This is a genomic window from Chloroflexus sp. MS-G (genome assembly GCF_000735195.1).
Taxonomy (GTDB): Bacteria; Chloroflexota; Chloroflexia; order Chloroflexales; family Chloroflexaceae; genus Chloroflexus.
The window spans coordinates 1-12,611 of sequence record NZ_JPIM01000035.1 but is presented as its reverse complement, the minus strand read 5'-3'; the positions used below and the strand labels follow the sequence as shown (position 1 = coordinate 12,611).

General features: G+C 55.1%; 11 protein-coding genes. 1 reads left to right on the top strand and 10 read right to left on the bottom strand.

Going from position 1 to position 12,611, the window contains the following annotated elements; all coding sequences use genetic code 11:
• Position 1: 1 nt before the first annotated feature.
• On the bottom strand, positions 2-784 hold the full coding sequence (locus JE47_RS0108335; protein WP_031459315.1) for an iron-sulfur cluster-binding protein: 783 nt from the start codon (positions 782-784) through the stop codon (positions 2-4).
• A gap of 155 nt (positions 785-939) precedes the next feature.
• Between JE47_RS0108335 and JE47_RS0108330 the strand changes: the two genes are divergently transcribed.
• Complete coding sequence (locus tag JE47_RS0108330; protein ID WP_236631173.1) at positions 940-2,937, top strand: ArnT family glycosyltransferase; 1,998 nt, start codon at positions 940-942, stop codon at positions 2,935-2,937.
• Positions 2,938-2,998: 61 nt separating this feature from the next.
• On the opposite strand, the gene JE47_RS0108325 is transcribed toward JE47_RS0108330, so the two are convergent.
• The 9 genes from JE47_RS0108325 to JE47_RS0108285 form a co-directional block, all read right to left on the bottom strand.
• On the bottom strand, positions 2,999-3,835 hold the full coding sequence (locus JE47_RS0108325) for a dihydroorotate dehydrogenase (RefSeq protein ID WP_236631172.1): 837 nt from the start codon (positions 3,833-3,835) through the stop codon (positions 2,999-3,001).
• Positions 3,816-5,345, bottom strand: coding sequence for a UDP-N-acetylmuramoyl-L-alanyl-D-glutamate--2,6-diaminopimelate ligase (locus JE47_RS0108320; protein ID WP_031459312.1), 1,530 nt, complete (start codon positions 5,343-5,345; stop codon positions 3,816-3,818). The genes JE47_RS0108325 and JE47_RS0108320 overlap by 20 nt, the downstream gene beginning before the upstream one ends.
• 1 nt (position 5,346) lies before the next feature.
• On the bottom strand, positions 5,347-6,405 hold the full coding sequence (locus tag JE47_RS0108315; protein WP_031459311.1) for a lipid II:glycine glycyltransferase FemX: 1,059 nt from the start codon (positions 6,403-6,405) through the stop codon (positions 5,347-5,349).
• Positions 6,402-7,211: a PIG-L deacetylase family protein gene (locus JE47_RS0108310; RefSeq protein ID WP_031459310.1), complete on the bottom strand. Its 810-nt coding sequence runs from the start codon at positions 7,209-7,211 to the stop codon at positions 6,402-6,404. Before JE47_RS0108310 ends, JE47_RS0108315 begins: the two co-directional genes overlap by 4 nt.
• A gap of 6 nt (positions 7,212-7,217) precedes the next feature.
• Positions 7,218-8,129, bottom strand: coding sequence for a HEAT repeat domain-containing protein (locus JE47_RS0108305; RefSeq protein ID WP_031459309.1), 912 nt, complete (start codon positions 8,127-8,129; stop codon positions 7,218-7,220).
• A gap of 72 nt (positions 8,130-8,201) precedes the next feature.
• Entirely contained in the window at positions 8,202-10,157 is a 1,956-nt protein-coding gene (locus JE47_RS0108300; RefSeq protein ID WP_031459308.1) for a hypothetical protein, read from the bottom strand.
• The gene (locus JE47_RS21560; protein ID WP_173424548.1) at positions 10,154-10,306 is read right to left on the bottom strand and encodes a hypothetical protein; all 153 of its coding nucleotides are present in this window, start codon (positions 10,304-10,306) and stop codon (positions 10,154-10,156) included. Before JE47_RS21560 ends, JE47_RS0108300 begins: the two co-directional genes overlap by 4 nt.
• Before the next feature lie 499 nt (positions 10,307-10,805).
• Positions 10,806-11,777 carry an ROK family protein gene (locus JE47_RS0108290; RefSeq protein WP_031459307.1) on the bottom strand — a complete coding sequence of 324 codons (972 nt, stop codon included), beginning with the start codon at positions 11,775-11,777 and terminating at the stop codon, positions 10,806-10,808.
• Between the two features lie 51 nt (positions 11,778-11,828).
• Positions 11,829-12,611 (bottom strand): lamin tail domain-containing protein (locus JE47_RS0108285; RefSeq protein ID WP_031459306.1); only part of this gene is annotated, 783 nt, incomplete at its 5' end.

Sequence of the window (12,611 nt, the reverse complement as noted above, 5' to 3'; positions counted from 1 at the left end):
CTTACGCTGGCAGACGGAGATCACGGAGATCGAACACCGGCCCTTCAACACAACGTCGCTGCCACCCTTGCCGGGTCTCGATCTGACAGACGCGACAGATACCCAGCCCACACGGCAATGACCCGGCCAGAATCACCTGAACCAGGCCGTGATCCCATCGTAGACGGGTTGTCCGTATCAGACTCGCAGCCCGGCTTACAAACAAGGAAGGTAAACCCAGTACAATCTGGTCGGCCCAACGCAACGGATTCTGATCGGTTGTCGTTGTCAGTAGATCGAATAACGCCGACGCACCGGTCGAGCTGATCTGCACTTCTACCGTCGCCGGTAAGAGAAATGGCGGTGGGACAAAGCCGTCATCACCGGCCATCAACAGCGATACATTCAGCTTTCCAGCATACCGACGCGCTAAGAACAGCAGAGCCGGCAACGTACTACCAACACCCGCCAACAGAAGAGTTTGGGTCGTTGGATTGATCGTACAGGTGTTGACAGAAGGCACACCGAGATCCAGAATTGTTCCCTCCGGCAGATCAACCAACCGGGTGAGTGTTGGGTCGCGTGGATCAATCAACAGCTCTAATGTACCACTGTTCGGATCAGCCCCGGCGAAAAAGACGGCAGACCGTGGCAGCGGATCAAGACTATGCGTTTGCCGCTGACTGATCATGGCAAACTGACCGGGACGGGCAGTGCGTGCCAGTGACGGCGCCACCAGCCGTATCCAGATCAAGTGTTCAAATTGACGGTATTCCTGAATTGTTGCGGTATAATATAGCTGCATTTTCAAACACGTATCCTGAAGCTGGTTCCACTGCATGACGTGTTCTTTACCCACTTCTCCTGTAGCGAGTGAAGAACGCTAGAGGCGGCTGCAATTGATAAATACAAAGCGCACCGGCACGACACGTTTGCCGCACCAGAAATCATACCATCGTGATGATGAGTGATCAATGTTCCAACAATCAATCATCTCATGCATCATTAGCCTGGTGGCAAAAACCGCTTGCCAGCAATGGATTGCTCAGACACATTACCATCGGCGAACTGCTGCTCCTGTGTAGCAGTCTCGCGCTCTACCTTTACACACGCTTGATTGATCTGACAGCATTCCCCATCTATTTCTTCTGTGATGAGGCAATTCATGGCGTGTTAGCGCGTGATCTGGTTGCACAAGGATTTCGTGATGCCAGCGGTGTCTGGTTCCCACCTTACTTTCGGAATGTAGAGAAGTGGAGTCTCAGCTTAAGCGTCTACCTCCATGCCTTCAGGATCATCCTCTTTGGGTTTGATCAATCGGTGTGGACTATCCGAGCTACGTCGGTCATTGCTGGATTGCTGGCGCCACTTGGTATCGCGCTGATCCTCCGCGTGGGGTACAACAGCCAACGCTGGTGGCTCGGCATACTGGTGCTCTGTATTCTGCCAGCATGGTTTATCCATTCACGCACAGCGTTTGAAACAGCGCTGATGGTGGCCTGCTACGCCGGCTTTCTCGCCTCATACGTCATCTACCGTTTTCACGATGATCGCTGGATCGTGGCCGTCATACTCTTTGGCGCAGCGACGTTTTACAGCTACGCCAATGGTCAGGGGGTCATGTTGGTCAGTGGATTACTCTTGCTGCTGAGCGATGCTCGCTACCATTTCAGCCGTTCGGCGCCGCGTCTCTGGACTGCATTTCTGATGTTGTTGCTTGTGCTCGTCCCGTGGCTGCGGTTTCGTCAACTCCATCCCGACGCCACCTTCGAGCACCTCCGTTCGCTCTACTCCTACTGGATTCTGCCCATACCCATCAGCGAAAAGATCCAACGATTTTTCAGCCTCTACCTGCAGGGGTTAGACCCTCGCTACTGGTTCTGGCCAAATACGATTGACCTCGACCGACACCGCTTCCCAGAGAGCGGTCATCTTCCGCTCGTGCTGTTGCCCTTTATCACCACTGGCCTGATCACCTGTCTGTGGCATTGGCGCAACCCAAACTATCGCATTCCAATTATTGCCCTGCTGGCTGCACCCTTCAGCAGCGCCCTGGTTGGACCAGCAATCACGCGAATGCTGGGAATGGTTGTCCCGGCAACGATTTTGACGGTCATTGGCATTGATGTTCTTCTCGATCTGTTTAACCGCTTTTGGCAGCGTCTGTTCAGTATCATGACCGGAATACTCTTGGCTGCAAGTAGCCTGGCAATGACCCAATATGCCGTCCTCGGTGGGCCACTCTGGTTTCGCGATTACGGTCTTTATGGCATGCAATACGGTGCGCAACAGATCTTCGCCGAGACTATTCCCACCCTGCTCGCCCGCGATCCCCACATTGTGCTGCGTGTCTCACCGACATGGGCGAACAATCCAAACAGTTTTGTGGGCTTCTTTCTGACTCCTGCGCAACAACGGCGGGTAGAGCTGATCAGTATCGAAGCCTATCTCTACACTGTTCGTGATCTCAATCGGCAACGCGATGTCTTTATTATGACAGACGCCGAATATTGGCTTGCCCAACAAAGTGGAAAGTTCATCATATCGCCGCCCGAACAGATCGTTCCCTACCCTGATGGACGGCCAGGGTTTTACGTGGTGCGCATGGAATACGTGGCAAACATCGAAGAAAAACTGTTCGACGGCAATCCGATGACGCTTGCCCGCGGGTTTGAAGCGAATCCGCTGGTGATTGAATTGCGCTTGACCACTCCCAAATCGCTACGCCAGGTAGAGCTGACCCTAGGTTCGATGGACCTTGATCTCACGGTGGTGTTGACAACCCCTGATGGTGTTGCGAACGTCGTGCGCCAGCAATACCGTAATCTCCCGCCCGATCCGACAGTTCAGCTTGATCTCCCTGCACCGACGACCGTGCAACAGGTACGCTTGGAAATCTTCCAGGTTGGTGTCGGCGAACCGGCACATGTCCATGTGCGCGAGATTGTCTTGCGTTGAAGGAGAATGGGAAGTTCAGGAACCTTTCGACGCTCTCAGCCAATTGTGACCGTCCATCCCCCTACGAGATAGCCTGATCACGCAACGATTCAGCAATCACTCGTCCACGACGCAGATCACTAACCAGCGCACTGGCCAGGGCAACTGCCCGTGCACCAGCCTGAACCATTGCCTGCGCATGGGCCTCTGTAGCTACACCACCCATACCAATCACCGGCAATTGCACAGCAGCAGCAACACTTGCTACCATCCGTAGCGCCACCGGAAAGATGGCCGGGCCGCCAAGTCGTCCATAGATCAACCCTCCTTCAGGGTGGGGCATACAGGCTGGCAGGCCTCCGATCAGAGCAATCGCATCAGCACCGGCAGTCACACAGGCCTGGGCTACTGCAACCGGATCGTTCAACTCACCGGGGAGACGAACGATTAGCGGCAACAGCGTCACTCGACGCACGCGAGCGACCTGTTGCTCGGCTTCAAGTGCGGAAGTGGCAGGAAGTGCTAGCTCAAAACCGGCAACACCTGGCACCTCACTCAATTCGGCAGCGACCGTTGCCGTGTCTGTTCCGGCCAGACTGACTAATACCGGCACATGGTAGGTTGCCCAACGTGGCGCCAACTGTTCACGTACCTGCTGTACGCCGAGACTGAAGCCTCCGTGGTGGTAAAGCACACCGGCTGGAGTAGCGATCAGTTGCGGTTGCCCGCGACGCCCGCTGCGGGTAACGGTTGAACTGACAATAGCGCCTAAACCGTGGTCGGCATCAGCCCGTTGTAGTCCCAGCCAGCGTGCAATCCCCACCACATCACCCAAACTACCGGCGGCTGCGATCACCGGTGAGGAGATGGTCAGAGTGTACGGATTGTGAGGTGCCAGCTCAATCATGCGCGCTGCCATAACCCAGTTCGGCCAACGCCTGCCGTGCCACTGCCTCTTCGTTCCACGGAATAGAATGATCGGCGTAGATGATACTGCCTTCGTGGCCTTTGCCTAACAGTAAGACCAGATCGCCGGGTTGTGCAGCAGCTAATGCTACCCGTATCGCCTGTGCTCGATCAGGAATGCAGAGATAGCCACTGCCCGCCCGTTTACCAGCCCGCTCGGCGCCAGCCGCAATCTGAGCGATAATCGCTTCGCGATCCTCACCACGCGGGTCCTCGTCGGTAAGCACCAGGACATCACACATTCGTCCGGCAATTTCACCCTGCATAGCCCGCTTGGCAACATCACGCTCACCGGCACTGCCGAACACAGCGATCATACGCCCGCGTACCTGGGGTCGCAACATTGCAAAAATCTGTTCAAAGGATTCAGGATTGTGCGCATAATCAACGATGACCGAAAACGGTTGCCCGGCATCAACTGCTACCATCCGGCCTCGTGGCGCTCGTACACCGGCAAGAGCGGTAGCGGCCGTATCAAGCGGAACCCCCTGCGAGAGAGCGACCGTCAGCGCTGCCAGTGCATTACTGGCGTTAAATTGACCGGGAAGCGGTACAGTGACTTCCGCTTCCCCCCACGGTGAAGACACCCGCAACGTGCTACGAGTTGGTTCACTACGGACAATGACTCCCCGCACCTCTGCGGGGGAATTAAGCGCATACCGCAATCGCACAGCATCAGCCGGAGCTGCGGCGAGAAAATAGTGATGATTGGGATCATCGGCATTAACAATTGCCCACCGTGGACCAGAACGCTCGGCAAGCAGAGCAAAGAGTTGCGCCTTATCAGCCCGATACTGTTCAAACGAACCGTGGTAATCAAGATGCTCGTGACCGATATTGAGCATCACAGCTACGGCAAAAGCACAACCGACCAGCCGGCCCCACCGTGGGGAGAGCGCATGCGAAGTAGCCTCAATAACAGCCGTATCACAGCCGTCCTGCACCATCTCACGGAGCAAGGCCTGCACCTCTGGCGCCTCCGGTGTGCTCTGGCGCGTATCGTTAGGCCATCGGCGTGATCCAATCTGGAAATCGACCGTATTGATCATCCCGACTCTCCGCCCGGCAGCGGTTAGTAGCTGAGCTGTTATATCGGTTGTCGTACTCTTCCCTTTCGTACCGGTAATCCCAATCGTGATCATGTCTCGACCGGGATAATCGTAAAATGCAGCCGCCAATGGCGCCAGGGCAACCCGACTATCGGCAACAACAACGACCGGAACCGCCGGATGGTGCGACCCGGACCAATAGCGACGATCAACCACTACCGCATGTGCCCCCTGAGTAATGGCCTGTTCAATAAACTGGTGACCATCGCTATGCTGCCCACGAATGGCCACAAATAGACTCCCCGGCCTGACCCGACGCGAATCGTAGGTGAGCGCCTGTATCGGTAATTGCGGATCGCCTATAAGCTGATATTCACCGAGACCGACCAGGAGACTGGCAAGAGATTTTGTCACGCTATCCTCCAATTTTCTGCTTTGCCAGGGGATAGAGTGGTGGCAGCAACACGAGATCGAAGGCCGGCATCAAACGAACGATGCGGCCACCAAAACCCTTTTTAAAACGATACACACCGATCAACGGGTCCTGCTGAGCAGCTTGTTCAAGCGCCGTGCGCACCGCTGCATCGTCGGCAAATGCTGCCTGACCGAGCGCATCTGGGATACCCCAAAAATCATAACCGATGCAACCGCGCTCACGTGCCCAGCGCAGTGCCTGCCATGCCAGCAAATGATTGGCGCCGCTCCGTAATCCCTCCGTCGTCGAACCACCGTAGAGGTAATAACCGTAACGCGCATCAGCCAGGATCAGATGTGCTGCCACTGGCATCGCTTGGGCTTCAGCAATGAAAAGACGGGCGTTTGGTTGATGCAATCGCCATACCGTGGCATAGTAGTCAGCACTGTGAATACTGAATGCTGCGCGTTCCCCGGTTGCCCGCATAATATCGTAAAATGGAGCGAGATCGGCTTCATTCCCCACCCGCACCGTTACTCCGCATCGTTCAGCGCGCCGAATATCGGCCCGATGACCTTTTGAGCAAGCGGCAAAGAGTGCCGATTCTGGGGCCTGGAGATCGAGCAACACAGTACTGCGTGGTTGAATGGTATCGGCGACCACAAGACGGCAATGATCAAACCAGGCACGTAATTCGGCAGCTCGCAGGTCGCGTTCGCTGATGTTTGGCTCGAAGCGGATCATAATTGCTGCCATCTGTCGGCCTACTCGTCGTAACGCCTGTATCAACAATTCATCAACGGTCGGATCACCAGAAAAGAGAGGACCGCGTGGCGTATAGCCAAAAGCCAGACCGAAAGCGCGCCGAAAGAGCACCTGGGCACCGGCCAGGATAGTACCGGCTGCATCGAATACTGCCAGGCGCCGACAATGCCAGCCAAACAGCGCTTTCATTGCCCCCCACGGGCTGGCCTGCAAGAAACTCCCATGCGGATGCGTGGCAACAAACGCATCCCAACGCACAGAAGATGGTACATCAACCCGCCACCGATCCCTCATACGCGCACCCATTGCCGTTCAGCATAACGCATGGCCGGAAACGCAATCCGTGCGGCATACTCGGTCACGGCAGCCGGCATCGCCGCTACCCCATCAAAGAGGACATTCAACTGGCTAGAATAAGCCGAAATAGCCGTAATCTTCACCTGAAGCAACGCCTCATCGAGTGGAACATAGCGTGGGGCATAGTGCTTACGACCGATCATTGCTAACCGCTGTTCAACAGCCGACGGCTGGCGAGCATACGGAAAATCTTCGTAATACCCATAGCGTACATCAGCAGCCTGCAAAACACTCGTCGCAGCGGCAAAGACTAACTGATGATCGACGTGCATCCCAACGGCCAGTGGCACATAAAATGTAGCATGCGGATAGCGCTCGACCAGCGTTGTCGTCAGACGTACCACTGCATCAATGAGCGGATCATCGGCTATCGGTGTTGCAAACAGACTCACTTCATCGGCATACACATCGGGGCAGCGATAAATTGCATCAAGCTCAGGCAACAACAGCGCATCGGCGCCAAGCACACCTAGCGCGGCGGCATCTTCAACCCGACGATGGGCCACGACAGATGATGGCGGCAATGCCCAGCGTTCGTGGAGCGATTGGGCAAATGCACTGAACCCCGCCTGAGCAGAGGGTATACCACTACAAACATTGACGACCAGCACCCGCTCGCCAGCCGCCGTCATACGCGCAATGAACCCGCCACAGGAAAGCGCCGCATCATCAAGATGCGGCGACAGCACAATGTGACGATAGCCATCAGGCAATGCCGTGGCCTGATCGGTAATAAAGGCCATACTTCCTCAGAGGGTATCAAGGTCGAGTTCGGCGAGTGCATCTTGGGCAACCTGAGCACGCACCTCATCACGAGAACGGGCAATCCGCTGGAGAATCCGTCGCGCATCAGCCCCACCAACCTGGCCTAACGCCCAAATTGCAGCCAGAGCAATTTCGGTATCCTCATCATCGACGAGCGGTAACAATGCAGGCAACAATTCCCGTCCATCTTCACCGATCTCACCAACTGCCCGTGCCGCCTCGTAACGCAACGATGGAGATGGACTTTGCAGCTCGCGCAAGATATACGGGAACCATTGGCGCCGCATTGAGCGCCCCATTGCCAGCACCGCACTCTCGCGCATGTAGATGTCATCGGTATTGTAGGCACGGTCAACCAGTTCCTGCGCTGCTGAAGACTCGGCAAAATAGCCTAATGCCTCAATTGCCCGACGCCGTACCTCAAAGGGCTGATCAGGATCGGTAGCCGCTTCAACCAAGACATCATGCAAGCGCTGACCTGCACTGAGCGACAGATCACCGATCTCAGCACGGTAGGCAAACCGTGCCAGACTGAGCAGCGCCGCCGCTCGCACTTCACCTGCCGGGTCGTGGAGCATCTGGATCAACCGATCCATCATCTGCTCATGGTCGTCTTCCCATAATCCTTCAATAGCAAGCACCCGAATTTGAGCGTCCTGATCGGCCAGACATGCCCGAAAGACCGGCCGGTAATCAAGCTGAATCTGTTCTTCGGCCAGCTCAGCTAGTAAACGCATAATATGGCGTCGGCGATCCAGACTGAAGCGCTGCCACTGCTCCCAAAAGATGTATACGCTCTCTGGCCCTAAATTAGCCAGCAACTTCAGATCGAGGCGCGTCGGAGCCTTCTCCATCGTATCGAGTTGGGCAACACGCTCAGCAAAACTCAGAGTCATGGTAAACCTGCCCAGGGAAACACGACAAAGCGACGATGCAGAGCCAACGCCCTTCATCGTCGCCAGTCATACTTACTCATCTTCATCAATATACCGACCACCCCGCCGTCGTAAAGTGGGTTGGATTGGCAAATCTTCCTCTACATCTACATCCTCTGCTTCGGTCTCGGTTCGTTCCACTTGCGGCAGAGTGAAGAAATACGTTCCAGACGCTGAAGGATCGGCTGTCATCGCCGAGTGGCTATCGAGCAACGCTTGCAAAAACGAGCGTGATGCCGGACGTAGCACGTTATAGGCAACGTATATATCATTAAACGTTACTCGATACACCGGCTGCTCACGGCTACCACCCCGCTCGCCCATCGCCTCGCAAACGTGTTCGAGTATCATCTCGGCCTTCCGCCGTTCACTCATTGGGAACGCCTTCAGATTTCGCAATTTCCCATAGCGATTCTGGGTCGGCAACAAATCCTCATCAACGGCACAGTAGAAGGTGAGATTGGCAAACGCAAACCGGTTCTTCTTCTCGTCAAAGGTCAGCAGACGATCCGTCGTCTCACCACCCTCCTCGTAGCTGATGGTAAAGACATTCACCGCGTTAGTCCGACTAATCGTGATCAAAGCGCCGGGTACAAGATACTCGCGGAAGAAATCTTCCAGCCCTTGCAACCAACCACCACGATTACCGCTCGGATAGCGCACTTCAACCAGATACGTTCCGAAATGTTGTGGTGAATCAAAGCGAAGAACCGCACTTCGTTGATCAGGGAAAACCGGTTTCGGCAACAGGGTCGCCAACGCAGCATCTAGCGGAAGCACCCCGTATTCCCACTCAAAGAAGGTTAGCAAGCGAGTCACACTGCCACTGGCCTGAATAGACTCCACACTTTGATCAGCCAGACTATCATCAAAGCCCTCGATCAGATACGAGGTCAGTTGGCCCATCTCGGATGCTTTTACCCGCTTAGAGCCAATGGCTGGCAAACCCTTCGTTGACCAGATATTTGCGCCTTCCACTCCTACGAATTCAAAATCTTTTTCACGCGACAGGCGATAATTCAACGAAAAGCGAAAACCCTCGTAATCAGGTTGGCGTGGATTGTGGTAATACAGATCGGCAATGATCTCGGTATCGAGCAATGGCTCATTGCGTTCGAGGATGTAGTCGCGGATCTTGCGCAGATCGTTCTTACCAAAGCTTACTAAGCTCGTTTCCGGATAGTGCAATCGCCCAAAGCTGACGATCCGCCGGAGTGGGTCTTGAGCCAATCGCTCGGCTAGAATGCGCTCTAGAGCAGGGCCGTGCTCGGCCACGATCTCTGCCGGTGAACGGCTCAGATCAATGGACAAGCCGTCAACGGTCAGCACTGTCGAACGCTCACCGGTAGCCGACGCGGCAACCGGCGCTGCCGAGGGTTCCTCAACAACCGTCGCAACCGGCTCTTCAACATCAGTTGGTGGTACCACTGCCACTCCTGGCTCTTCACCAACCGGCGCCGGGCCTGCCCCCTCAGCAACTGGCTGCTCGACAACAACCGGTGTCGTCGCACCAGCTTCCTGAGATTCGGGCTGAACTACCGGCTGTTCATCCATCTGCGTAGCCGCCACTAACCGGGCCTGTTCGAGCCAGTAGTCTGAAATATAGACCGGTTCCACCGTCGTAATTGCCGGACGCGACGTAGATACAACAACGCTTAAATCATCAATCGGTAACGGATTCTCTGGCTCATAGAGGCGCTGTTTAAAGGTATGCGGATCGGTAGTATCACGGGGAATATACCGTCCCTGACGAGAGGTCACAAAAATAACTTGACCGTTGACCTCCTCGCGGGTGAAACGCTCATCAGCGGCCAGAGCTGCTTCCAGTTCAGCCTGCACACTCGCCGGATCGCGTTGTAGACGAGCGGCAAAGAATGCGACCAGATTACTCAGCGTCTGCCGAATAGGGGCATCAATGGCGAAAAGAATTCCCTGTGCGGTCATCAGCCGCCATACTTCATCGGCCAGTGTTGCTGTGGTGGCAGTCATTCGCCCTCCTCCGTCACCAGCTTGCAAAGAATTTCGAGATAGTGCAATAACAGGTCTCTCACATCTTTCGGTTCACCGCTTGCCCGAAGCCATTGGAGTAAGCGGTCGATGGCGGTATCGCCAAAAATGATCGTCTTTGCGTCCATCATGCCCCCACAAGCTTCAACTCATAGACAACAGGAAACAGAGAGGCGGGACTTGCCTCCCTGCTATCCGTAGGGTGTACGATATAGCTCACTGTATTGTATCATTGCTCAGCACGACATGCAAATAGGAGATCGTGCAGGGAGGGATTTTCAGCGTTCTCATACCGATCCTGTTCACGAAAACCGTGTCCTGGTGCGTGGGCATCTGGATCACCCCCCTTCCCTCCGTAAGCGGGGGGTACTAGCAGCGCTGGCAGGATGATACACGGCTTACACAGACAGGATTGGCATCAGATACGGGCCTCATTGCGGCCACCTGGGTACGCGGGCCTCCGGCCCGCGTCGTGTGATGCACATGTAGTTCCCATCGGTTGACACATTAGCCTACCATCACCCTCCAGGTCCCGATCCACCACCATCTCCTCTGTGCGGGGGTACAGGTTGCGAACCTGCCATACGCTAACGGTATGATCGACGAGAGAAGAGAGGCATATCAGCAAAACTAATCTGACAAGCTATCGAGGGCCATAGCTACAGCACCGATTGCGACACTGTCTGGCCCTAATATCGAAGCCACGACCGGTACCGGACGAGCAAACTGGGGAGCGATGAAATGATTTACCCTGGAGGCAATTGCTTCGACGAAACTATCGCCGCCAATACGCACCACAATGCCACCTAAGACAACGATTTCCGGATCGAGTAACGCAATAATCTGCGCAATCCTGGTAGCCATCAAATCAACGGTATGCTGAACAACCTTACGCGCCACCGGATGATCACTGAAAATATCTTCCAGGCGACTGGTGGTTAGACCGGCAGCGGCTGCCCGTCGGAGCAATCCACCAATAGAGACCAATTCCTCTAGCGTTTCCGGACGACCATCACCATCCCAACCATGACCTACGACCGCATGCCCAATTTCACCTGCCATGGAATGAGCACCATGGTAGAGACGACCGTTCAATACCGCTCCACCGCCCACACCACTGCTCAGGTGAACGTAAAAAAGATGCTGACACCCCTTCCCAACACCAAATACGGCTTCACCGAGTGCGATCAGGTTGGCATCGTTGTCGATCAGAGTTACGGTGTCGAAGGCCTGTTCAAAGCGTTCCTGGAGCGGATAGTTTTCCCAGCCTGGTCGACGGGGCGCTAATCGAACGGTGCCATGCCGGAGATCGACCGGGCCACTAAAGCCTACGCCAACCCGTACCAGCCGATCAGTACCCACACCTTCCTGAGCCATCAAGCCACGGGCCAGCTCGATGACACGATTCACTGTTGTGTCCGGGTCTTCGTGTTCGGCCAATTCCATGGAAGCATTTTGATAGGTGTGGTGCTGTAAGTCAACTAAGGCAACCCGCAGGCCGTAGCTGCCCAGATCGATACCAAGAATATACCCTTGATTGCCGAGAACGCCCCACAGGTTCTGCGTCAACCGTTCACCTATCAGGGTAGGCAGATCTTTCATAGGGGTGTTCCTCTCTGAATATAACGTATGTTCGGCACCAGTGTTGTGAGATTATAACACATCCTGATAGTCTCGCACAGAACGACGTGGTTTTGGTTCAGTAACAAAGAGCAGGATGGCAATAACTCCTAGCACCGCAGCAGTGATCCGCGACCATGACCACCTTGGTTCAGAGCAATCAGTACACGTGCTCACGTTGACTGCCGGTGGAGTAACGGTTGGCGACGCAGTGGCAGTTATCGTCAGGTAACCGGGCAACGGCGAACGGAGTGCTAACGAAAATGGAAGCCGTTCGGTAGGCCGTGAAAATGCTAATGGCGAAGGCAATATGCTATCGGTCGTGGCAGGCATTTGCAGAGAGAGGTTGATCTCGTGCCCAGGGTCGGTTTGCGGAGAAGAAACTGTGAGTTGGCGCCAGACGATGCTATCAATCTCTGCTGCAGAATAAGAAAATGTGTCGATCGCGTTTCCCGTTGGATCGTGCAGGATCACCGTATCACCGCTGTTGTTCAGAAAAGAGCGCGTGATCGGAATACGCACCGTTGCTCCTGCCGCCAGGGATTGCTCAGAAATCAGGCGACGTTGTCCACTATTATCGGTAAAGAACCATCCTTGCAGGTCGATGGGTTGTGCATATTGGCTACGGAGTTCAATCCACTCGTGTTTTCCCGTTGCTGGCGCCGGTAAGAGTGCATTGATGATCACCACACCACTAGGCCAAGCCGTTGGCTCAGGAGTCGGCAATACGGTCGGCGTGCGAGTCGCGGTTGGTGTCTTCGTGGGCTTTGTTGTGCGGGTTGCGGTTGGTGTCTTCGTGACTGTTGGTGTTCGGGT